Genomic DNA, 24,243 nt, shown 5'->3' with positions numbered 1-24,243 from the left:
GCGACGGACCTCGGGACGCTCTTACACCACGTCTGCGCGCGCCACCGGGACGGTGGCCTTTAGGGGCGCTTTGGCCCTTCTGCGGGGTGCCGTGGGCAGGCAAACCATCACAACATTCGACGTTTTTTGCCAAAATCGGGAAAAGCATCGAATGTTGTGATGGTCTGTGTTGAGGATGGGCTTGGAAAGTCCGTTTTGCTCAAAGCAACCTGTCCTGTCGTACGGGTGTCGGCATGATTCTTCCGTGGGGTATTATGTTTTCCGAAGAATAAACGCTGCGTGAGGGGAGGGCTGCGTGGACGGGCACGTGCAACATGACGGTTTTGGTCGCGATATCAACTACCTGCGCATTGCCGTTACCGACAAGTGCAATTTCCGCTGCATTTACTGCATGCCGGCCGATGGCGTGGCGCCCCGTGCACACGACGAGCTGCTCAGCGCCGAGGAAATCGCCCGTTTTGTGCGCTTGGTAGCGGGGGAAGGCATTCGTCGCGTGCGCCTGACGGGCGGCGAGCCGCTGGTCAGCCGCCGTATCATTCCGCTCATTCGCGACATCCGCGCGATTCCGCGGATCGAGGATATCTCGCTTACCACCAATGGCGCCCTGCTGCCCAAGCTGGCGCCACAGCTCAAAGATGCCGGCCTTAACCGCGTCAACATCTCGCTCGACACGCTCAACCCTACGCTCTTTGGAAAGATCACGCGTCTGGGTCGACTCGAGCAGACCATGGCTGGCATCGACGCGGCGCTGGCTTGGGGCTTTGAGCCCGTTAAGGTCAACTGCGTTGTTGTGCGCCGGCTCAACCAGGATGTGGCGGCCCTCGCACGACTGACCGTCGACCGCCCCATCCACCTGCGCTTTATCGAATACATGCCCATCGGCGACGAGCGCACGAGCTCGCATTGCGCTGTGGACCCGCATGTGCCCGCGTTCAATCCCGAGCTGTGGGATGCGAGTGATACCGTTCCGAGCGACGAGCTGCGGGCGCGCGTCAATGCCGGGGCCGCCGCGATGGGACTGGGCGAGCTCGAACCGCTTGACATCACCGACGCTCCTGCCGGCGCGGGCCCCGCGCGCTATTGGCGCTTTCCGGGCGCGGCGGGAACGGTCGGCTTCATCAGCGCCATGTCCAACCATTTTTGTGCGAATTGCAACCGTCTGCGCCTGACGGCCGATGGCAACGTGCGTCCGTGCCTGTTCAGCGATGCCGAGTATTCGGTGCGCGAGGCGCTGCGTCGTGGTGATGATATGCAGGTACTTTCGATTTGGCGCGATGCCGTGGCCCACAAACCGCAGGAACACGCGATAATTGAGGGCACGCAACGATTTATGTCCCAAATCGGAGGATGATCATATGGCCAAGAGCAGGTACGCCGATGCCACCAAGGCCGCTCGCAGGGCCGCGATGTCTGCCCACAAAGTCACGGCTGCGGCGAATGCTGGCAACGCCGACGCGTCCGCGCAGCCGACTGCCAGCGTTGCCACCGAGTCCGCCCGTGACGCCCGTCGCGACGAGCTGACGCACGTGGACGCCAAGGGCGAGGTACGCATGGTCGACGTGTCCGACAAGGCCGAGACCCATCGTATCGCCATCGCCGAGGGTACTATCCTCATGCACCCCGAGACGCAGGCCATGGTGCTGCAGGACCGCGCCAAAAAGGGCGACGTGCTTGCCTGCGCCCGCGTGGCGGGCATTATGGCCATCAAGCGCACGAGCGACATCATCCCCATGTGCCATCCGCTGCTTATCACCAAGAGTAAGTGCGACATTGCGCCCATCGCTGCGGCGGGAACGCCGGCCGAGGACGTGCCCGAGGGCTGGGCGCCGGCGCGCACGGACGGGCAGGTTGGCTTTCACGTGCTGGTCACGGCCGGCGTGACGGGCAAGACGGGTATCGAGATGGAGGCCCTGACCGGCGCGAGTGCCGCGTGCCTTACGATCTATGACATGTGCAAGGCGGTCGATCGCGGCATGGAGATCGTCGACGTTCGCCTGCTGCACAAGGAAGGCGGCCGCTCGGGCGTGTGGGATCGTGCAGAGCGTCAGGCCGCTGCTGTTGAGGCCGTGGCCGCCGACGGTGCCACGCCCGCAAGCGCACCCGTCGCCGTCGCGCCCGCAGCTCCGGCCCCGGCCGTCCCCGCGATCGCGTTTATCGGCTACCAAAACTCGGGCAAGACCACGCTCGTCGAGAAGGTTATCGCCGAGCTCACCCGCCGCGGCCTGCGCGTGGGTTCGCTCAAGCATCATGGGCATCATGGCTTTGATATCGATGTGCCCGCTAAGGATACGTGGCGCCATCATCAAGCCGGATCCAAACACGTGGGGCTCATCTGCGCCACGCGCTGGGCGGAGTACGCCGACACGCGCGAGGAGGACGAGATGCCTGCGCGCGAGCTGCTGTCGCGCTACAACGATGTCGACGTGGTGATCATCGAGGGCTACAAGACCGAGGGCTTCGACAGCATCGTGGTCGCGCGCTCGGGTGTCGACCGTTTGCGCGGCAAGAGCTCACTCGACCTGGTCGACGGTCGTACGCTGGCCCTTGCCTGCAACGAGGCCCTGGCGCGCCAGGCCTTCGACGCCGGCTTTGCGACCCGAGCCATCAACATCAACGACGCCCGAGCCATCTGCGATCTTATCCAAGATCATCTTTAGGGGTCGACGCTGCGCCGGCCCCAAGCACCCCATCTCGCCCCTCAAGCCGTCGCTCGCGTACCAAAGTACGCGTCGCTCCTCTTTCGGGGCGACCTGGGGCACTTGGAACCGGCTCGCTGCGCTGCCATAACATGCCAAAAAGGGACAGGTTTGTTTTGGCAGGTTTTATCTGGGCAAACGTCATTTCCACCACAAAGGGGTCAGGCACCTTTGTGGTGGTTTTTGCTTTGGTAGATTATTGGGATATGCCTTACAATCTACCAAGTAGTTCATGACGGACGGAAAACGGAGAGAAGGGGCTCGATGCGTCCTTAATGTTTCATGCGGATAGATTGATTTGACAGACGGTGGCGAATACCCACCGCCCGTATTCGTATGAAACAAGGAGTCTCCATGCTCGTCTCTCTTTTCTCAAAACCTCAATCATCGCTGTCCACGCAGGCTAAACGCCTGGTGGCCATGCGCTTTCTCATTTACACCGGTTTTCAGACCAGTTATTTTATCGGCGTCATCGGAACGCTCACCTATACGGATGACGCTTCGGTCGTCGCGACATCGCTGGCCGTCCTGTTCATGAACGTCTTTGTGATCCTGGGATCCTTTGCGGGCGGCGCGGCGCTCGATGCCTGGGGTCCGCGCCGTCATTTCTTGCTGAGCATCGTCGGCACGCTTGTAACCGGCACGGCAATCATTGCCTTTGGTGGTGCGACCGGCATTGTCCTGCTCGGCGCGGTGCTCCTAGGCTTTACGATGGGATTTGCCCAACCCATCGCCACATCTTATCCGGCCTACCTCACCGACGACCCCGTCGAGCTCAAAGACATCAACTCCGCCATCGCCATGTTTTCAAACGTGAGCATCATTGTTGGCCCCATGCTGGGCGGCTTTGTCGCGGCGGCTGCGTCGTCGCGCGCGGTCTTCGTGCTCATGATGCTCTCTACCGTGTTGGCGTTCGTCGTTGGTTGGGGCTTTAGGCCGCAGACCAGCCATGTCGCCGGGGATGCGGATGCCGATTCGGCAGAGGAAGGGGAGCGTGCGGGACGAAGCTCCAACCCCAGCACGTCCGCCCGCGCTACCTTCGCAGCCAGCATCAAGACAGTCTTCACCAACAGCGTTCTCGCCCTGCTGTTTTGCATCATTTTTCTTTCGAACTTTGGCTACGGAGCCTTCGATCCGCTCGAGTCGTTCTTCTACCGCGATGTCCTGCACGTCGGCGTTGAGTGGATGGGCTGGCTCTCGTCGGCCTGCGGTGTGGGCGCGGTGCTGGGCGCCGTGGTTGCGCTTCGGATGCCGCCGCACCTGGTCAACCTTAAAACACTGCTCGTGGCGCTCATGTCCGTGGGCCTGGGAAGTCTGCTCTATGTGGGGACGCCGTACGTGGGCGTGGCCCTCGTCGGCCAGATTGCCTTGGGCATAGCCTGGGGTGTCGTCAACCCGCTCCACAACACCATCGTGCAAACGACGGCTCCGCTCGAGCAGCTCGGCCGTGTGAACTCGGTCATGGGCTTTGGCAATATGTTTGCCGGCGTGGCCCCGCTGGCGATTGCCCCGTGGCTGGCGGCGACGTTTGGCGTGCAGCAGACGCTCATCGGAGCAGGCATGGTCGTGACGGCAGTCCCCGCGGCGTTGCTGCTGTTTGGGCGCCGGCATTTTGATCGTGCCGCAAGGCAGTAAAACCCATCACAACATTCGATGAAAATCGCGATTTTGCCGAAAAACATCGAATGTTGTGATGGTTTGGCCCGCAAACGTCACTTCCACCACAAAGGGGCCAGGCACCTTTGTGGTGGTTTTTGCTTTGACGGGCCGCGCCTGCGCCTTGGTATACCATGTACGCCGTTTGCGAATACACCCCACACCGCCGCACAACCCAGAAAGGCCCCCATGGACGCCACCTTCAGCCACATCAAAGCCGTGTTCTGCGATATCGACGGCACGCTGCTCACGAGCCAGCACACGGTGTCCCCGCGCACCGTGGCGGCGATCCGCGCCCTGCGCGAGCGCGGCGTGCTCTTTGGCCTGTGCACCGGGCGCGACGCCCACGCGACCGAGGCCATGTACGAGCTCTGGGGCATCGAAGGCCTGGTAGACGTGCTGGTGGGCTGCGGTGGCGCCGAGGTCATCGACCGCGCGCACGGCATCAACGAGCTGAGCTACCCGCTGCCGGGCGAGACCATCGCGCGCATCTGCGGGCACATGGCAGACCTGCCGGCAACGCCCGTTTGCCCCCGGAACGGCGTGCTCTACGTGCCCGAGAGCAATGCGTGCGTCGAGCACCTGTCGCGTGTCGACGGCGTACCCTACCAGGTGGTCGACTTTGCCGAGTTCCTGCGTGATCCGCAGCCCAAGGTGATGTTTACCATGGCGCCCGAGGTGATGCCGCAGGTCATCGAGCGCGCATCGACGCTCGCCGACGACACCGTTAAGGCGGCTGCCCTGCAAACCACCCAGCGCCTCTACGAGTTCATGGATCCGCGCGTGTCCAAGACGCGCGGCCTTGTGCGCGTGGCGGAACTCAACGGCATGGAGCTCCAGAACATCTGCGTGTTTGGCGATGCCGATAACGACACCTGCATGGTGGCCGATGCCGGCGTGGGCGTGGCCATGGCAAACGGCAGCGACGCCACCCGTGCCGCCGCCGACTTTGTAACCGCCAGCAACGACGAAGACGGCATCGCGATCTTTATTGAGGAACATCTGCTGTAGCGCGGGGGAGAACTACCACAAAGGGGGCAGGCGCCTTTGCGCCGGCCTCAGGCGATTTGGGCGAATTGATACCTAAAATCTGCGCGCAAATTCAAATATGGTCGTCAGAACATTACGCTTCTAACCACCGATGGGTTAAAGATATTCTCATCAGTTTGGTAGGGTGTTTCTCCCGGTAAATGACCTGCCGCTCATGGTCAATTATCGACCGTTCACAGGATGTTTGCTCTTGAGCAAAATGTTGTGCAAATAAATCTAATGCCATTAAAAAATAATACGCAACTAAATTACCAGCAGAAACAAAAAATAGATAGCGAATAAACGAAGGCAAATCCGAGCAATTGTCAAGAGAATTGAGAACTCACTACAAAACTATCGGTTTTATTTGCTCAGATGTTTAAACAATCGTTATAATTGCATTACTAAACGAGCGCAATTACAGATTGCGCAGATACGTTTGATGGTGAAAGAGCAAGATCGCGGTCTCTTGGGGAGGAGACATCGATGAAAGCGAATTCGGACAAATCTAAGCAGAGTAATAAAGCGACGCGCCGTGTACTGGCAGGCGTTTTGTGCGGAGCCTCCGTGTTGAGCCTGGTGCTGTCGCTCGTCATGCCCCCGATCTCGCAGGCCATTGCCAACGATGCCCAGACGGTTTCTACCGAGAAAACTGTGATGGGGGGTTCCTCAAGTGAGTCTACTGATGTAGGCAACACCAACAACGGGGATACCAAAAAGCTGAATAGCGGCGAGACCGAGGGCGGCGCGACCGAAGACGCTGCTGCTGCGGGCTCGACTGCCGATAGCGTGGAGGCCAAGGGCGCCGCACAGCCTTCCGACGCACAGCTTGCGGATGATGAGAATAACGATGAAAACGCGAACGCTCCCGCCACCGTCAGTGCCAATGACTATACCGAGGTAAGCAACGATGTTTCTAAGAAATTCGCCGACGGCGGCAAGTTCCGACTGACGGGTTCTGCCTATTCGGATCAGCAGATTAAAATCACCAAAGACACCATCATCGATCTTAACGGCAACATGCTCTGTAACCGTTCTGGCGGCTTAGACTCCTTCTTTGTGGTCGAAAACGGAGCCACACTCACTATCGAGGATTTGAGCAAAAAAACAAATGATTTACCAAGACCGGTCGATACGGCTAATGCGTCGGCGGGTCAGCCTGCGAGTATGGAGTGAGAAAGGGGAAGCGGCTCTAATAACGGCACTCCTAAGAGGCTTACTTACTATGAGACTAAGAGCACGCCCAATACAAATAGACTTGGCACCACCGAGACTACGTACGAGCATGTCGTTACGGGCTTTGGCGCTATTGATGCAGCATCGGAAAGCGGTTCCGTAAAGTATGTGGTCAACGTTGAAGCGGGCGGCATACTCAATCTCAAGGGCGGCATGATTACCACGGCTGCCAACCTGAGTAACGACGGTCATGTGATTTTTTCTCAGGGTACGGTCAAAATCGAAGGCGGTTACGTCACCAACGGCAACGGCGGTGGCTGGGGCGGTGGTCTGTGCATAACGGGCGCGAATGCCAGCCTCGAAATGACAGGCGGCGTGGTCGCGGGAAACAAGGCAGCTGCCGGCGGCGGCGTCTTTGCTGATAATGGAGCCACTCTGAACCTTGCGGGCGGAATTATCTCTGGCAACGCAACGTATGATAAAGCTATCAATAATGGTGAAAACACACGCGATGGCGGCTACGGTGGTGGTGTTTATACCAAAGGTGCAAAAGTTACCATTAGCGGTTCTGCCTGTATAACCAACAATCGAGTCGATGCTCGCATCACAGATATTGACCACCTTGGCAACAATGGCCTGCTCGGTGGTGGTGGCATTGCATGTACGCACGATGGCACGCTTAACTTAACGGGCGGCTTCGTTACGGCCAACTATTCCTATGAGGCTGGCGGTGGCGTCTACGCTGGTTTTTATGATAAAGATAACGACGGCGAGATCGAGAAAATCACTTTTAAAATGACTGGCGGTACGATTGCCGGCAATGTTGCCGATAACGCCGAAGGCGGCGGTCTGCGTGTCGCGGGCGGCGACAGCGCCGGCACGATGGCAACAATTAACGCCAGTGATACTGGCAGGGTTTACATTACGAACAATAAGACGAATACGGGTAGCACCAAAGGTCGTGGTGGCGACTGGGGCGGCGGTGGCGTCTTTATTCAGAAGGGCGGCAAGCTTAACATCGTAAAGACGCTGATTACTGATAATGAGGCCGGCGGCTGGGGTGGTGGCATCGGTGCCTGCCCTACGGGCGAGACAATTGTTTCGCACTCAAATGGTGCCGCAATCTACAACAATACGGATTATGGCAAGCACTTCTCCGCCGGTGGTGATGGCAAGGATCAGGACAAAGATATTGAGGGTTCTGAGTACATTACCGATGACTTCAAAAATGAGGGTCACAAGGATTTCTTCCTCGTGCGCAAGAAGGGCAGCAATAAGACGGTCGCAGTCGTTCTTGGCAAGATGCTCGGCAATCGTTCTGCTGGCTGGAAAGGTACCTGCGATGGCCAGAAAATCACCATCGATCCTAATGGCGGCGCCGAGGCCAAGTACATGTTTGGCCTTGAGGCTCATCCTTCCGACCAGGCTAAAATTGATGCACAGGCAGCGGCTACGACCATCATCAGCGGTAACTACTCTTACACCCACGGCGGTGGCATCATGACCAACGGCGACCTCATCGTCGGTGAGGTTACTTCCCTGGACGTGTATCCTGCAATCAAGGTCAAGGCTAACAAGGTCCTCATGAAGGACGGCAAACCGCAAGGCCTCACGGGCCACGGCTATAAGTTCAAGCTGTTGGGTAAAGCCGCCGATTCAGCTGGGGAGCCGTATTGGAATACGGACGGCTCACTTAACGCAAACGGATGCGAGGCGACGTCCGAGGTTACCGTTAATGAAAGTGGAGAGATCGTCATTGATACGGCTGCGAACTACCAGTCGGGCAATTACGACCTCTACCTTGTTGAAGTCCCTATCAATGAGGAAGGCACGACCTTTGATAAGGCCATTTACAAAATACATATAAAGGTTGGTACGACACCATTTAATACGACCAACCTCTTGGGGATCAATATTAATCGTTATGAAGTTGATAAGAGCGCTTCCACAGTATCCGTTAAAAGGGAAGGCGAAACGGGCTTCACCGAGTGTAAATCTCCTGAGTTCTATAACTGGAGTGTAGATCCGAAAGATAATACAATCTCGACCGTAAAAATCGGCAACAGCTCCAAACCTGCGTTTACGAACGAACTTGCGCCCTACCAGACTTCAGGCACTTGGACACCTCAGGTGACCAAGAAGGTCGATGGCGGCGAGATGAAGAAGTTCAAGTTCGAGCTATATACCATGGATGGCAGCGAGAAAACGGTGCTTGATACAAAGAGTACCGCTGATGACTCGAACAACTTGCAGACGGTGACGTTCGCCGAGCAGAAGATCGGACCACTCAAAGTCAGCGACTTCAACGACGATAAGGCAACATTCACTTATTACATTTGTGAATGTGCTGCTGACGCCGGCGAAGGCACCAGCCACAAGGGCTATACCAACGACACCAAGACTTTCAAGGTCGTGGTGACGGCAACGGATGACGGCAAAGGACATCTGAACTGCACGCCGTTCTACTACGAGGTCGACGCCAGCGGTCATGAGAGCGCGAAACCGACTGACACCCCCACCTTCACCAACACCTACTCCACATCTTTGCCCCTTTCTGGTATGTCGGGCGTCACTCTGACGTACCTTGCCGGCGCGGCGGCGCTTTGCGCTGCTGCGGCCTGGATGCACATTCGTCGCAAGGCGAATGCGAAGGGAGGCGAGCGTCGTGAATAAGAAAGTTTGCTCCTTCCCGATCTTGTTTGCGCTGCTCGCCCTCTTGATCGGCACCTGCGCGGTTGTGTTCCCCGCATCCGCGCAGGCCGCGCCGAGCGCGACCGGATCCATCACGGTGACAGGCACCGTGGCGCGCAGCTACGACGCCTACCAGATCTTTGACGCCAACGTCGTCGACGGCGACAGCGACGCCAAGATCGCCACCGACCTTGTCTGGGCAAGCGATGCCGTGCGCGACGCCGCGCTGCCTGTGTTGCACAGCGCCGGCATGCCCAATTCCCAGACCACCGCACAGGAAGCTGCCGAGTGGCTCAACACCGATTCCCGCCTTACGAGCGCGCTGAGCGCACAGCTCGCTCGTTCCCTCCAGAGCTCTGGCGCCGTGTCCGTGGCCCTTAACGCGGGCACGACGGCCGAGCTGCCCTGTGGCTACTGGCTCATCGTCGCCAAAGACGACGCCATCTCCCAAAACGAGGCCGGCACCGCGCCGATCATGGCCCTGGTCGGCGGCAGCGCCGTCACCGTCAAGCCCAAGGCCGCGACGCCCAAGGTCCAAAAGCACGTGCTGGAGGACAGCACCGCCGCATGGCAGAAGGCCGCCGACGCCACGGTCGCCGACGACCTGTACTGGCGCCTCTCGGCCACGGTCCCGGCCGGGCTCACCGCCTACGACACCTATACGGTGCGGTTCGTCGACACCATGAGCGCGGGGCTCGACCCCTCCAAGGTGGCCGCGAGCATGCGTGTGTACGTGGCGGCGGGCGCGGACGGCGGCTTCGACGCCGTCTCGGCCGGCAAGGACGGACGCGCCGGCACCGAGCCCGCGAAGGGCTGGACCGACATCACGGCCCAGTGCGCCACCAAGGTAGCGGCTGACGGCAAGACCTTCACCGTGCGCACCGGCGACCTGATCGCCGCGCTCGGCGGGGCCGACGCCTTCACCGCGGGCGCTCGCGTGGTCGCCGTGTACAATGCGCCGCTCAGTAGCGCGTGCAACCACGGCATCGCGAAGGGCAACCCCAACGAGGTCTACCTGCGCTACCCGCGCTCTCCCTTTGCCGACCAGTCCGGCGACGCCGGCTTCACCCGCACGCCGAGCGACGACGCGTGCGCCTACACCTGGGATCTCGCACTCACCAAGCGCGGCAGCGACGGCGACAAGCCGCTTGCCGGGGCGGTCCTGAGCATCGCCGACGACCGCGGCCGCACACTGGCGGCCGACGGCACGTGGGATGCAGAAGGCAAGGCCACCGTCACCACGGGCGAGGACGGCCGCGTGACCGTCTCGGGCGTGGACTCGGGCAAGCTGGAGGTTCGCGAGCTCAAGGCGCCCAAGGGCTACACCGCCTTTGAGGGCACGCGTTGCGTGACGGTTAAGGCCGAGGGCCTGGACGTCGACCAGGTGGCCGCCGCCAAGCCCAAGCTCACCATCACTGCCGAGTCGCCCCTGCGCGCCGACAGCGCGGACGGGTCGACGGGCAGCCTGGAGGCGTCGCTCATCAACACGCCCACCGGCACACCCCCTAGCATTACCACCGGAGGCTTTATGCCCTCGACTGGCGATATGGCAATGTACGCCGCGGCCGCCGCAGCGGTCGCCGGAGCCGCGCTCATCGTGGTCGCGCTCCTGGTCAAGCGGGGAGGTGGCAGCCATAAAGAGTAGCTGGCAGCCCCACAGAGAGCGGGGCGAGACGTAGCGAAGTAGATGCTAAGACACAGACAGATGATGACCGATCGAATGAGAACCAAACGGAAAACGGAGGAAAAGAAGATGAGCATGAACAAGAACATCGCACGCCTGGCAGTAACCGCCGGCCTCACGGCGGCGTTGAGCTTCGGCGGTGTGATGGCCCCGGTGACCATGGCGTTTGCAGATGATCCGGTGACGGCTCCGACAAATGGCATCATCATCGAGCAGAGCCAGAGCAACAAGGACACCACTAAGACGAAATTTGTTCCGTATCAGATCTTCAAGGCAAAAGTCGTAGATGGCGCAGATGGCAAAGTCGCATCTGATGTTGATTGGGCAATAGCGAGCCAAACCGCCAAGGACGAGATTGTCGCTGCTATCCATGCTGATACTAGCAATGGCAGCAAGCTCTCCCAAAATCCTTCTGCTCAGGATGTTGCTGATTGGCTGGGCACCTACGTGTCTGAAAAAGGCAAAGGGGTCATCGTCAAGAACGGAGACTTGCTTAATAAAATAGCCGCCATTGTAAAGAAGTATGAGCAGCCGTCAGGTACGGCGTTCGATGCTGGTACTTCTTTTACAACTGAGAGCGCTGGCTACTATCTCTTCCTGACAGACGATAACTCCATCGGTACGCAGAACGACTATTCCAACAAAAAACAGACGGGCACCTCGCCGATTTTCGCCGTCGTAGGTGGTACTGGAGTAACCGTGACCGAGAAAACCGGCATCCCCAAGGTTACGAAGGAGATCAAGGACGACAAACCCAATAGCAATTGGGCCGACAAGGCAGACTCTCAGATGGGCCAGGACGTTCAGTATCGGCTGACAGGCACTGTTGCCGACAACATTGCCACGTTCGATACCTATTACTACGAGTTCCGCGACGAGCTCTCTGCCGGTCTGATTGCCGACGAAGATTCAGTAAAGGTTACGGTTTATGCGAATGATGACGATGCGACCGGAACTGAGGTTAACCTTCCCGATGGCGCGGTTAATTACAATACAACTGAAAACAATAATCTTCTGACGGTTAAGTTTGATAATCTGAAGGCTGTCACCGCCAAGGATGGCTCCTCTGCTATTGACATTACCAAGGACTCCAAAGTCGTCGTCACTTACACCGCTAAACTCAATCCCGCGAAGGCTGAGAAGGTTACCGTTGGCGGTACGGGTAACGCCAACGAAGTCAAGCTCATCTACTCCAACAACCCCATGAGCGATGGCAAGGGTGAGTCCGTGCCTGATACCGTCCGCGACTACACCTATGCGCTTAAGCTCGTCAAGGAAGACTCTGTCGATAGTAACACCAAGCTCAAGGACGTCATGTTTACCATCAAGGCCACGGGCGCTGACGAGCTTGAGTCTGGCAAAGTGGGCACGCAGTATGTTCATGAGAACGGTTCGCTTGGCGATGACGAGTACAGGTTCAAGACTAATGAGAAGGGTGAAATCAACGTAAAGGGCCTCGATGCCGGTACCTACACGGTGCACGAGGTTGAGGGCAGTAACCCTGGCTACAACACGTTGGATGACTTTACCTTCACAATCTCGACTGTCAAGGAGGACGGCACCGATAGTCTCAAACAGGGTGAGGGACAAAACGAGCTGACCGTTTCTGCCAGCAAGTCGAACATTGACCTTGTTGAAACGCCTAGCGTTAATAACGGTACTATTACTCTCACCGTCAAGAACAAGAAAGGCTCCAACCTCCCGCTAACCGGTCTCAACGGTGTGACCTTCACTTGGATTGCTGGTGGCGCGGTGCTGTGCATCGGCGTGGCGCACCTCATCCGCAGCCGTAAGCAGGCCGAGGAGTCCGAGCAGGAGTAACGCTCGCTCACCCATCCCTTTGGCGGGTGGAATGTGATGGCCATGAGACTTGCGGACACTTTTCTCGTCCATCCACGTTCTTGCTTCGCCATTCTCTTTTCGGGGTAGACTCCACACTGGAGTCTACCCCGTTCTTTTTGGACAACGCAGCCAGGCTCCATTGCCCGATGCGGGTACGTTCGCCATCGCGTTTCTTGACTCGTATGAGGTTCGGCTTAAGGTCCGTAGGCGCACGCGCGGTGCGGACGGTAGAAGGCATTTGCGCCGTAACAAGCGCAAATAAGAATGCCCGGGGTTCGGAGCCCGGGCATTTAACTAAAGCTGAAAACTAGGCCGCCCGCGCTCCAAAGTACTTACGCGGGGTGCGTCGTTTTCTATTGACATTGTATCCCGAATCGCCCCGCCGATTCTGGACATTCTGAAAACTCAAATGTTGGCCTATGCACGAAAGGAATCTCGTCAATTCCGAAAATTATGTATAATTCCAATATAAACTGGAATCAAACGAAAATGATGGAAATGAACGAAGCGCTAATCTACTTACAAGAAGCACTAGGCCTCTCCGCCAAGGCCAAAACTTGGCCTGGATCCACACGCTTGCCGCTGCATCTGCGGGCGGTTGAGGTCCGCGCTGTTGACGCAAACGGTTTTTCGTTTTTGCTTGCAAGTTTGCCTACTGGCGTCGGGCTTCCCGAGGCTAAGAGAGTCTATAGTCAGCTAGCCTTGCGCGCGGAGACTCCTGTTGTCGTTTCGTTTCCTGATGCCGATGCACGTCAGCGCAAAGCATTGGTCGCACAAGGGATTCCGTTTGTTTGCCCCGGCAGACAGGCTTTTCTTCCATTTATGGGCACGGCCTGCACGGAGAGGGGCAGTGTCCGGTTTCGCAATCACGCGACCAAGATGTCACCCAACGCGCAGGCTGCCGCAATCTGGGGAGCAGCCCAGGAGCCATATCGTCCCTATGACCTTTGTCGTGCGCTTGGGATTTCGGCAAGCCGCGCGAGTGAGGCCATAACCGAGCTTGTTTACAGGGGGCTCGCGAGGCGCGAGCGTCGCGAGCGACGTGTCGTCGTGTTCCCTGTTGCTGTTGATCTTTTGCTCAGTGAGCACATGGCAGAGCTCTCCTCGCCTGTCTCGAAGGTCTTTTTTGCAAGGAAGACGCCGCAGATCGACTATCTTGTTGACGCCGGGGAGACGGCGCTCGCTGCGCGTTCGATGCTCGCTGCGCCGGGCATGGAACAAAAGGCCGTCTTAAGAAGTACATGGCGTCAACTGAGCGACCTCGAAGTTGCAGACGGGGAGTTGCCGGATAACGAAACGGCGATGATCCAAGTGTGGCGCTATGCACCCGTGTTTGCCGACTCCTCCCGCGTCGATGACATTTCGCTTGCGCTATCTTTGGCGGCAATCGACGATGAGCGAATTCAGCTCGAAGTCGATCGCATGTTTGGAAAGGAATATCCATGGCAAGAAGCGCTGTAGAAGGTCTCCGAGAATTCGAACCGTAGGCGGCGTTTCGGTCCTAGTTGCGTTGTCCGGCGCGGAAGCTCACTAATCGGCTATTATTTGTTTAGACAACTTGAGTTGTAGAGGAGTGACTGGTGATGGTGCAGGGCGCCAAACATATGAAGAGCAATAACGCCGCGGACAACGGCGGCTCAAGCCCTCAGCCCAAACCTCAACCAAAGCCCAAGCGCCGTCGCAAGCGACTGCCGCGCTGGGCCGATCGACTCATCACCATCGTCATCATCCTTATTGGCGTGGGCCTTATGACCTGGCCGTGGATCTTGGACCGGCTCGAGGCATCGGGCGTATTCAACCAGATCAGCACGGTGTCCAGCACCGTGGACGCGCTGTCTGCCGAGGAGCGCGAGCGCATCCTGCTCCAGGCACGCTCCTTTAACGAACAGCTGGCGGGCGAGGCCACCGAGCTTCCCGCCGACCAGATCGAGCCCTACGCCCAGCAGCTTATCTTTGACCGCGACCCCATGATGAGCTGGGTCGAAATCCCCTCCATCGACGTGAGCATGCCCATCTACCACGGCACGAGCGAAGAAGTCCTTATGGCGGGCGTCGGCCACCTGGAGGGCACGAGCCTGCCGGTGGGCGGCACCTCGACGCATTGCGTGCTCACCGCGCACTCGGGCATGCGCAACCTGAGCATGTTCGACGACATTCACTCGCTGGAGCCCGGCGACCTGGTGCTGCTGCACACCATGAACAAGACGCTCGCCTACAAGATGGTGGACTCCGAGGTGGTGCTGCCCGAGGAGATGGAGTCGCTGACCATCGAGCCGGGCGCCGACAAAGTGACGCTCGTCACCTGCACGCCCTACGGCGTAAACGACCACCGTCTGCTGGTGCACTGCGTGCGCACCAAGTACAGCAAGAAGGACGTCGACAAGCAAAAGTCGCTGGCCGGTCGCCACTGGGGCAAGCGCGAGTTTGCCGTGCTCATTGTGGTCGTTGCCATTGTGCTGTTGCTGCTGGACATCGTGATCCACGCGGTCCGCAAGCGCCGAAAGGCCAAGGCCTCGGCATAAGACATTCTCCAGAACCACCGCAATGGGGACAGGCATTTTTGTGGTGGTCGGGACTTCCAAACCATCACAATATTCGATGAAAATCTCGATTTTGACGAAAAGCGTCGAATGTTGTGATGGTCTTCGTTGTGGGCGGGATGGTTATCGTTGCGGGCGCGACGGTTTTCGTTGCGGGCGAGACGGTTTTCGCTATGGACGGTGCGGTTTCGCTGCAGAACCGCCAGCCCGCTGCCTGCCAGCCGCCGCCCACGTTACGTTTTCGCTGCATTTGGGTAAAGCACCTGCTCCAAGCGGCGGTGCCTTGTATACTAGAGCGGTTTAACTGTTATGCGGAAGGGAGCGCCTATGGCACTCAGCGAGAAAGACGTGCGCGGCATCGCCGAGTACGCAAAGATCGCACTGACCGATGACGAGCTCACCCAGATGACGTCCTACATGAACGACGCCGTCCAGATGCTCGAGCCCGTCTTGCAATATGACTTGCCCGACGTGGAGCCCACGTTCCATCCCATCGGAAGCCTGTCCAACGTGATGGGCGATGACCTGCGCGAGCCCGAGCGCGATCTGCCGCTCGACGTCGCGCTCGAAAACGCCGGCAGCGCGCGCGACCGCTACTTCCGCGTGCCGTCCATTTTGGGAGAGGGGGAGAGCGAGTAATGGCGCAGAGCTTCGATTCCCTTACCGCCGCCCAGATCGCCGCGGGCGTTGCCGCCGGCGACTTTACCGCTACCGAGGTGGCCCAGGCCTCCCTTGCCGCCATCGAGGCGCGCGAGGGCGGGGTCCAGGCATTCCTGCAGGTGGCGCCCGAGCTTGCGCTCGAGGCCGCCGCGCGCGTGGATGCCGACCGTGCCGCAGGCAAGCCGCTGCCCCCGCTTGCGGGCGTGCCACTGGCCATTAAGGACAACATGAACCTCGTGGGCACGCGCACCACCTGCGCTTCCCGCATGCTCGAGGACTACCAGAGCGTCTACACCGCCACCTGCGTCCAGCGCATGCTCGACGCCGGCTGCCTGCCCATGGGCAAGGCCAACATGGACGAGTTCGCCTTTGGCAGCTCCACCGAGAGCTCGGCCTTCCACCGCACCAACAACCCCTGGGATACCGAGCGCGTGCCCGGCGGCTCCTCGGGCGGCTCCGCTGCCGCCGTCGCCGCGGGAGAGGTTGCGCTCTCGCTGGGCTCGGACACCGGTGGCTCCATCCGCCAGCCGGCGTCGCTGTGCGGCGTGGTGGGCTTTAAGCCCACGTATGGCGCCGTGAGCCGTTACGGCGTGGTTGCCTTTGGCTCGTCGCTCGACCAGGTGGGCCCCTTTGGCCGCACGGTCGAGGATGTCGCGCTGGCCATGAACGCGCTTACCGGTGCGGGCCACGATCCGTACGACTGCACCAGCCAGGATTGCGCCGTCGACTTTACCGAGCATCTCAACGACAGCATCGAGGGCAAGCGCGTGGGCATCATCCCCGCGTTTATGGAGGCCGAGGGCCTGACGCCCGAGGTCAAGGCCGCTGTTCAGCGCGCCGCCCAGGAGCTGCAGAACCAGGGCGCCGAGCTGGTCGAGGTCGACCTGCCGCACCTGGACGCCGCCATCGCCGCCTACTACGTCATCGGCCCGGCCGAGGCGTTCTCCAACCTGGCCCGCTTCGACGGCATTCGCTACGGCTACCAGGAGGAGGGCTGCGCCAACCTGTCCGACCAGAGCTCGCTTTCGCGCGCCCACGGCTTTGGTGCCGAGGCCAAGCGCCGTCAGATGCTCGGCGCCTACCTGCTGAGCTCGGGCGTGTACGACAAGTACTACTACGCTGCGCAAAAGGCCCGCACGCTCATCACGCAGGACTACGACGCCGCGTATGCCAAGGTGGACACCATCCTCATGCCCGCCTCGCCGCGCACGGCCTTTAAGTTTGGCGAGATCAGCGACCCCACGCAGATGTACCTCTCCGACCTGTACACCATTTCGCTCAACATCTGCGGCAACGGCGGTATCTCGGTGCCGCTGGGCCTGGGCGAGGATACTCAGCTGCCCGTTTCTGCCCAGCTGGTGGGTCCGGCCTTTAAGGACCGTCAGCTGCTCACGTTTGCCCGCGCCCTGGAGCGCGGCTTTGCCGATGCCGCCACGGGTGCGCCCGCGCTTTCCGTCGCGCCCGCTTTTGCCGGGAAGGGAGGCGAGCTGTAATGAAGGAGCTTTCCGAGGTCCTGCAGGATTGGGAGGCCGTGATCGGCCTGGAGATCCATACCGAGCTCACCGCACTCGATACCAAGATGTTCTGCAATTGCAAGCTCAGCCACGATGACGAGCCCAACGCCAACGTGTGCCCGGTGTGCCTGGGCCTGCCCGGCGCCCTGCCGGTGCCCAACAAGCGCGCCATCGAGAGCATCGTCAAGGCGGGTCTGGCCACCAACTGCGAGATCCAGCGCCACTCGATGTTCTACCGCAAGCACTACTTCTATCCCGATATGGCCAAGAACTTCCAGACCACGCAGGGTCCGGTCGCCTTTGCCATGTACGGTCACCTGGACCTGGACGTGACCGGTCGCGGTGCCGCCGAGCGCCCCGACTGCGCGTTTGGCGAGGCCGAGGCCCAGAGTCTGGCAAGCGCCTCGGCCAACGCCGAGGGCCTGTCCACGTCCATGACATCGACCATGCGCGAGGGCAACCAGCGCGCCGGCCATCTGGCCAGCTACGATGCGTCCAACCTGCAGATGCCCGAGCGTCGCGAGGACGGTTCCTACACGGTGCCCATCCGCATCCTGCGCATCCACATGGAGGAGGACGCCGCCAAGATGGTCCACGTGGGTGGCGCCGAGGGCCGCATTACCGCCGCGGCCGAGTCGCTCGTCGACTACAACCGCTGCGGCACGCCGCTCATCGAGCTTGTCACCGAGCCCGACTTGCGCACGCCCGAGGAAGCGCGCCTGTTTATGGAGAAGCTCCGTCGCATCTTTGTGACGCTGGGCATCTCGGACTGCTCCATGGAGAAGGGTTCCATGCGCTGCGACGGCAACGTGTCGCTGCGCCGCCGCGGCGAGACCAAGCTGGGCACCAAGACCGAGCTCAAGAACCTCAACTCGTTTAAGAGCCTGCACGACGGCCTTGCCTACGAGATCTGCCGCCAGGCCGAGGTGCTCGAGGAGGGCGGCATCATCTATCAGGAGACCCGCCACTGGGAGCCCAGCCGCAAGCGCACCGTGGTCATGCGTGTGAAGGAAACGGCAGACGACTATCGTCTGTTCCCCGATCCCGACCTGGCGCCGTTCGATTTGGACGACGAGTTTATCGACCGCTGCCGTGGCGAGATCCCCGAGCTGCCCGATGCCAAGCGCGCCCGTTTTGAGACCGACTTTGGCATTAAGACGGCCGACGCCGAGCAGATTGCTGGCGACCCCGAGTTTGCCGAGTTCTTTGAGGCGGCTGCTGCCGGTATGGCTGGCAAGGAGGCCCAGACGGTTGCAAACTTGCTGGTGAACGAGATGATCGCCTACCTTAAGGGCGCGGGCGTGTCGCTCGCCGAGTCCGGCATTGCGCCGGCTCAGGTGGCCGCTCTTGCCAAGTTGCTGGCGACCGATGCCATCAGCTCCAATCAGGCGCACGAGGTCTTTGAGGCCATGGCCCAGACCGGCGACGACCCCAACAAGATCGTTGACGAGCGCGGCATGCGTCAGGTGAGCGATGCCGGCGCACTGCAGCCGATTGTGGACGAGGTACTGGCAAACTGTGCCGATCAGGCGCAGCAGTATCGTGACGGCAACCAGAAGGTCATCGGCTTTTTGGTGGGCCAGTGCATGAAGGCGAGCCGCGGCAAGGGCAACCCGAAGCTTTTCAACGAGTTGCTGAGAACGTCGCTCTCGTAAGCGGGAACCCGGGAGCCCCGGCAGGGCGGGTGCTTCCTCAAAATTTCGAACAGTCCTGCGCAAGACGAAGGCCACATTTAGTGGCCTTCTTTGCGTGCGGAACTCATTTTGAGCAAGCACCCGCCCTGCCGGGGCTCCCGGGTTCTGCGACGACTCGGCCGTTCGGGTCAGGTGGGCTGAATGGAATAGAGTGAATGGGCGTGCCGTCGGCACGCCCATTGTTTTGAAGGGAACTCATTGAGAAGCAAGGCCCTGCGCCCGGCCCCTCGGTTCTGCAACGACTCGGCCGTTCGGGTCAGGTGGGCTGGATTGAATTTGGTGAATGAGGGCGCCGTTGGCGCCCTCATTCTCTATATATGCTGGGAGCGCCAAGCGGTGGGGGTGGTGCCGGTGTGTTGCTTGAAGGCTTGGGCGAAGGCGGCCTGCTGAGGGTAGCCTAGACGCTCTGCCACCTGCGCTATCGTCAGCGAGCTGTCGGCCAAAAGGTCCTGTGCTCGCTCCATACGGCGTCTGCGAATGTAGGCGCCCAGGGACTCGCCAGTTTGGGCCTTAAAGGTGGCGCATAGTTTGGAGCGGCTTGTGTAGAGCCTCTCGGCCACCTCGTTGATACCCACGCGTCTGCCTTTGTCGAGCGTGCGCTCAATCATTGCCGTTGCTTCTTCGGCAATGGTCACGCTGACGCGTGTGTCTGCCGCCTGCTGCGCCTGCTTGTGGGCCGCGCGCGAACAGGCGAGCTCCGCGACCATGGTCTCCACGATGCCCTGCATATAGACGTGTCCGCCTGCGGTGCGGGCGCGGTCCTCGTTAATCCGGCGCAACGTGTGGCAGATGGCAGACGTCGCCTCCTCGTGCCATGGTTCGGCAAACGCCTCAAAGACCCCTGCGAACTCGGTGGGATAGCGGTGCTCCAGCTCGTCAAAATATCCAGGCAAAAAGAGCACCGAGCGCGAGTGATAGAGCCGCCCTGCAAACAGTGGGCTTAACTCCTCGCCACAGTTATCTTAGATAAAGCTGCACACGGCATTGTTTGGCCACGGTCCATGCAGGGGTTTAAGGTTCGCAGGCGTTATGCCGGCTTCGGGCATGCACATGAGCGTGGGCGCGCTGACCTCGCTCACGCACGCGTACGGTTCGGGTGTGTATTCGGCCAGGTACATATCGTGCGTCGGGGTAATGTAATGCTCCATAACGATGCAGGCGGGGGAGAGGGGCATGATCCATGCGCGTCCGTGCGCCCGATCGTTTGCCACCTCGCCGGTAAAGACGGCGCCCTTGCCGGTAAGCTCCAGGCCAAACTGCTCAAACTGCGGTGCGTAGAGCTCGGTTATGTCGGTCGCTGCCCGCCGTATTTGCAAAAGCGTCCCTTTCCTTTGCAGAAACGTCCACGCCTGGCTCGATTGTGAGCCATGGCTAACACATCAATGATAAGTTCATTACGGTTAACTCTCAAGCCGTTAGAAAGGAATCTCATGGCAAAGGGATCAAAAAGGGAAGGTGGAGGTATCGGCGAGCTACTTGCATATGCCGGCGACCGCAAATTCCTAACATATTTGGGCATGGCCCTCTCGGCGCTCTCGCAGCTGCTGAGCTTTGGCCCGTACGTGTGCATTTGGCTTGTCGCGCGCGATCTGATCGCCGTGGCGCCTAACTGGAGCGAAGCCTGCGGCATCGCGACGTATGGCTGGTGGGCCGTGGGGTTTGCGCTGGCAAGCATCGTGGTCTATTTCGTGGGGCTCATGTGCACGCACCTGTCTGCGTTTCGCTGCGCGTCCAATATTCGCAAGACTACGAGCGAGCACCTGCTTAAGCTGCCGCTTGGCTACTTTGACACACACGCCACCGGTGAGCTGCGCCGTATCGTAGACGGATGCGCCGCCTCCACCGAGACCCTGCTCGCGCACATGCTACCCGATATCGCCGGCGCCACCGCCATGGTCGCAGGTCTGCTCGTGCTGCTTTTCGCCCTCGATTGGCGCTTGGGCGCGGCATGCCTTATCTCGGTCGCCGTTTCGCTTGGCGCCATGGCCACCATGATGAGCGGCAAGGGCGCCGAGTTCATGAAGGCCTACATGGGCGCGCTGGTCAAGATGAACAAGACCGGTACCGAATACGTACGCGGCATTCCCGTGGTCAAGGTGTTTCAGCAGACGGTCTATTCCTTTAAGGCGTTCCACGACGCGATCGCCGAATACGCCGACATGGCACAAAGCTATGCGGGCACGTTTTGCCGAGGTCCGCAGGTACTCAACCTTGCCGCGCTCAATGGTCTTGTGACATTCCTGTTGCCCGTGGCGTTGCTGTTGGCGCCGGGCGAGACGGACTTCGCGCATTTTATGGCCAACTTCACGTTTTACGCGATGTTTTCGGCCGTGGTGCCGACGGCCATGACCAAGCTCATGTTTGTGGGCGAGGCCTCTCAGATGAGTGCCGATTCGCTGGCGCGCATCCGAAGCGTTATGGATTCCAAGCAGCTCTCCGTGCCTGCCCAGCCCAAGCACCCTGCTGGCAGCGATGTGCGCTTTGAGGACGTGAGCTTTACGTACGAGGGTGCCGAAGCACCTGCCGTTAGCCATGTGAGCTTTAACGTTTCCGCGGGTAGCACCCTCGCCCTGGTGGGTCCCTCGGGCGGCGGTAAGTCAACCTGCGCCAGCCTGATCCCGCGTTTTTGGGATGTTTCTTCGGGTCGAGTGCTCGTAGGCGGTGTGGACGTTCGCGACATGGACCCGCACGAGCTTATGGACCAGGTTGCCTTCGTGTTCCAGACCAACCAGCTGTTCCGGCAAACACTTGCCGATAACGTGCGTGCCTCCAAGCCCACGGCCACTGACGACGAAGTGCGTGCGGCCCTCTCCGCAGCTCAGTGCGACGACATTGTGGCCAAGCTCCCGCAGGGTATTAACACCATGCTCGGTGCTGGAGGGGCATATCTTTCGGGCGGCGAGGTGCAGCGCGTAGCACTCGCCCGCGCGATCCTTAAAGACGCGCCTATCGTGGTGCTCGATGAGGCCACGGCGTTTGCCGACCCCGAGAACGAGGCGCTCATCCAGCGTGCCTTTAGCAAGCTGGCGGCGGGTCGCACAGTCATTATGATCGCGCACCGGCTTTCGACCGTGGTGGGGGCCGACAAGATCGTGGTGCTCAACCAAGGTAGCGTGCAGGAGACTGGCACCCATGCCGAGCTGCTGTCCCAAAACGGTCTATACGCCAAGATGTGGGCCGAATACGAACAGGCCGCGAGCTGGAAGATCACTGCTGCCGCGGATGCCGCCGTCACGAAGGGAGGCGAGGCCTAAATGTTCGCCTCATTCCAAAAGAAGTACTTCCTATCCGATAAAGGCGTCGCCGGCGTAAAACGCGGCATTTTCTGGACCGCGCTCACCAATCTCATTACCATGGCCGGCATGGGCTTATTGTTCCTGGTCATGGCCGGTTTTGTCGAACATCTCGCCACCGGTGCCGACCTGCCGGATGCCCTGCCGATTGTGGGCGGCCTCCTGGTCTTTTTCGTGTTGCTCTTTGCCTCTAACTGGCAGCAGTATTACTACACCTACTGCATCTTTTACGAGGAGTGCGGCAAGCAGCGTATGGAGATCGCCGAGCGCTTGCGCAAGCTGCCGCTGTCGTTTTTTGGCCGTCGTGATCTGGCCGATTTAACCGAGACCATTATGGGCGACGTCCAGGCCATGGAGCACGCCTACAGCCACGTGCTGGGAGAGCTTTGGGGTGCCATCATCGCAAGCGTCATTGTGTTCGTGGCGTCGCTGTTCTTTTGCTGGCAGCTGGCGATTGCGGCGTTTTGGAGCGTTCCCGTGGCCTTTGCCGTGCTGTATCTGACGCGCGGCCCCATGATCCCGGTGTTCGACCATGTGCGTGCCGAGAAGGTCAAGGTTACCGAGGCGATCCAGGAGACGCTCGACTGCGTGCGCGAGATCCGCGCCACCAACCAGGAGGCTCATTATCTTGAGGGGCTCAACGCCGTGATCGATGCCGAGGAGCGCGAGACCACCAAGGGCGAGCTCGCCAATGGGCTTTTGGTCAACTCCGCCTTTGCCATCCTGCGCCTGGGGATTGCCACCACGTTGGTCACGGGCGCTGCGATGGTCGCCTCCGGCCAGGTCGACTTTTTGATGATGTTTGCCTTCCTGCTTATGGTGAGCCGCATCTATGCGCCCTTTGATCAGGCGCTGATGCTGATGTCCGAGCTGTTTGCCGCCGAGTCGTCGGCCAAGCGCATGCGTTCCATCATGGAAGAGCCCGTGGCGCGGGGCAGCGAGCAGTTTGAGCCCGTAGGCCACGATGTGGTGTTCAATCACGTGGCATTTGGCTATGGTGCGGGCGAGGACGGCCGCGCCGGCGAGAAAGTTCTTACCGATGTGAGCTTTACCGCCAAGGAAGGCGAGGTCACGGCACTGGTCGGTCCTTCGGGCTCGGGTAAGTCCACGGTGAGCCGCCTGGCCGCACGCTTTTGGGATGCCACCGAAGGTACGGTTACCGTGGGCGGCGTAGACGTTGCGAGCGTGGACCCCGAGGTGCTGCTGCGCGACTACGCCATTGTGTTCCAAGACGTGCTGCTCTTTGACGACACGGTGATGGGTAACATTCGTCTTGGCCGACGCGATGCCACCGATGAGGAAGTGCTTGCCGCCGCGCGTGCCGCCAACTGCGACGAGTTCGTAAGCCGCATGCCGCAGGGCTATGACACTATGATTGGCGAGAACGGCTCCAAACTCTCCGGCGGTGAGCGCCAGCGTATCTCCATCGCCCGTGCGCTGCTCAAAGACGCGCCGATCGTGTTGCTGGACGAGGCGACGGCGAGCTTGGATGTGGAGAACGAGACCGTGGTGCAGCAGGCGCTCTCCCGCCTGCTTGCAGGCAAGACGGTTATCGTGATTGCCCACCGTATGCGCACGGTGGAAAATGCCGACAAGATCGTTGTGCTCAAGGATGGCGTGGTAGCCGAGCAGGGCACTCCGGCGAAGCTCAAGGCGGCAGGTGGAGAATTCGCTCGCATGGTGGCGCTGCAAAAGGAAGCAGCTACCTGGCAGTTGTAAGAAGGGGCAAAGGGACAGTCCCTTTGTCACATTGACAATCGGTTACTCC

The 24,243-nt window shown here is 60.0% G+C and carries 17 protein-coding genes; 15 read left to right on the top strand and 2 right to left on the bottom strand.

The features are described 5' to 3' along the window. Window positions 1–295 precede the first annotated feature (295 nt). The 13 genes from moaA (at window position 296) to gatB (ending at window position 19,143) form a co-directional block, all read left to right on the top strand. Window positions 296–1,351 (top strand): GTP 3',8-cyclase MoaA, encoded by a 1,056-nt coding sequence (gene moaA, locus DW024_RS06815; protein ID WP_233541352.1) that lies wholly within the window; start codon window positions 296–298, stop codon window positions 1,349–1,351. A gap of 4 nt (window positions 1,352–1,355) precedes the next feature. Next, on the top strand, window positions 1,356–2,657 hold the full coding sequence (mobB, locus tag DW024_RS10415) for a molybdopterin-guanine dinucleotide biosynthesis protein B (protein ID WP_118377308.1): 1,302 nt from the start codon (window positions 1,356–1,358) through the stop codon (window positions 2,655–2,657). Between the two features lie 393 nt (window positions 2,658–3,050). After that, window positions 3,051–4,331 carry an MFS transporter gene (locus tag DW024_RS06805; RefSeq protein WP_158572177.1) on the top strand — a complete coding sequence of 427 codons (1,281 nt, stop codon included), beginning with the start codon at window positions 3,051–3,053 and terminating at the stop codon, window positions 4,329–4,331. 210 nt (window positions 4,332–4,541) lie between these two features. Beyond that, complete coding sequence (locus DW024_RS06800) at window positions 4,542–5,363, top strand: HAD family hydrolase (RefSeq protein WP_118377306.1); 822 nt, start codon at window positions 4,542–4,544, stop codon at window positions 5,361–5,363. A 504-nt stretch (window positions 5,364–5,867) separates the two neighbouring features. Beyond that, the gene (locus DW024_RS06795; protein WP_118377305.1) at window positions 5,868–6,557 is read left to right on the top strand and encodes a hypothetical protein; all 690 of its coding nucleotides are present in this window, start codon (window positions 5,868–5,870) and stop codon (window positions 6,555–6,557) included. Between the two features lie 168 nt (window positions 6,558–6,725). After that, window positions 6,726–9,230, top strand: coding sequence for a Spy0128 family protein (locus DW024_RS06790; RefSeq protein ID WP_118377304.1), 2,505 nt, complete (start codon window positions 6,726–6,728; stop codon window positions 9,228–9,230). Continuing rightward, the gene (locus DW024_RS06785) at window positions 9,223–10,893 is read left to right on the top strand and encodes a SpaA isopeptide-forming pilin-related protein (RefSeq protein ID WP_118377303.1); all 1,671 of its coding nucleotides are present in this window, start codon (window positions 9,223–9,225) and stop codon (window positions 10,891–10,893) included. Before DW024_RS06790 ends, DW024_RS06785 begins: the two co-directional genes overlap by 8 nt. 114 nt (window positions 10,894–11,007) lie before the next feature. Further along, window positions 11,008–12,753: a SpaA isopeptide-forming pilin-related protein gene (locus DW024_RS06780; RefSeq protein ID WP_158572176.1), complete on the top strand. Its 1,746-nt coding sequence runs from the start codon at window positions 11,008–11,010 to the stop codon at window positions 12,751–12,753. A 513-nt stretch (window positions 12,754–13,266) separates the two neighbouring features. Then, entirely contained in the window at window positions 13,267–14,235 is a 969-nt protein-coding gene (locus DW024_RS06775; RefSeq protein ID WP_158572175.1) for a hypothetical protein, read from the top strand. 143 nt (window positions 14,236–14,378) lie between these two features. After that, complete coding sequence (locus tag DW024_RS06770) at window positions 14,379–15,296, top strand: class C sortase (protein WP_158551003.1); 918 nt, start codon at window positions 14,379–14,381, stop codon at window positions 15,294–15,296. Window positions 15,297–15,641: 345 nt separating this feature from the next. Continuing rightward, on the top strand, window positions 15,642–15,953 hold the full coding sequence (gene gatC, locus DW024_RS06765; RefSeq protein WP_055250987.1) for an Asp-tRNA(Asn)/Glu-tRNA(Gln) amidotransferase subunit GatC: 312 nt from the start codon (window positions 15,642–15,644) through the stop codon (window positions 15,951–15,953). Continuing rightward, on the top strand, window positions 15,953–17,467 hold the full coding sequence (gene gatA, locus DW024_RS06760) for an Asp-tRNA(Asn)/Glu-tRNA(Gln) amidotransferase subunit GatA (protein WP_118377300.1): 1,515 nt from the start codon (window positions 15,953–15,955) through the stop codon (window positions 17,465–17,467). The genes gatC and gatA overlap by 1 nt, the downstream gene beginning before the upstream one ends. Next, the gene (gatB, locus tag DW024_RS06755) at window positions 17,467–19,143 is read left to right on the top strand and encodes an Asp-tRNA(Asn)/Glu-tRNA(Gln) amidotransferase subunit GatB (RefSeq protein WP_118377299.1); all 1,677 of its coding nucleotides are present in this window, start codon (window positions 17,467–17,469) and stop codon (window positions 19,141–19,143) included. Before gatA ends, gatB begins: the two co-directional genes overlap by 1 nt. Window positions 19,144–19,493: 350 nt before the next feature. Here gatB and DW024_RS06750 read toward each other — a convergent pair whose 3' ends face one another. Continuing rightward, window positions 19,494–20,075, bottom strand: coding sequence for a helix-turn-helix transcriptional regulator (locus tag DW024_RS06750; RefSeq protein ID WP_147352062.1), 582 nt, complete (start codon window positions 20,073–20,075; stop codon window positions 19,494–19,496). Window positions 20,076–20,144: 69 nt separating this feature from the next. Continuing rightward, window positions 20,145–20,498, bottom strand: coding sequence for a hypothetical protein (locus tag DW024_RS06745; protein WP_118377297.1), 354 nt, complete (start codon window positions 20,496–20,498; stop codon window positions 20,145–20,147). A gap of 114 nt (window positions 20,499–20,612) precedes the next feature. Here DW024_RS06745 and DW024_RS06740 point away from each other — a divergent pair, with 114 nt between their 5' ends. Beyond that, on the top strand, window positions 20,613–22,436 hold the full coding sequence (locus DW024_RS06740) for an ABC transporter ATP-binding protein (RefSeq protein WP_199576944.1): 1,824 nt from the start codon (window positions 20,613–20,615) through the stop codon (window positions 22,434–22,436). Continuing rightward, window positions 22,437–24,194 carry an ABC transporter ATP-binding protein gene (locus DW024_RS06735; RefSeq protein WP_118377296.1) on the top strand — a complete coding sequence of 586 codons (1,758 nt, stop codon included), beginning with the start codon at window positions 22,437–22,439 and terminating at the stop codon, window positions 24,192–24,194. Window positions 24,195–24,243 lie beyond the last annotated feature (49 nt).

Source organism: Collinsella sp. AF37-9, assembly GCF_003475115.1.
GTDB lineage: Bacteria > Actinomycetota > Coriobacteriia > Coriobacteriales > Coriobacteriaceae > Collinsella.
This window is presented reverse-complemented; position numbering and strand designations above follow the sequence as displayed.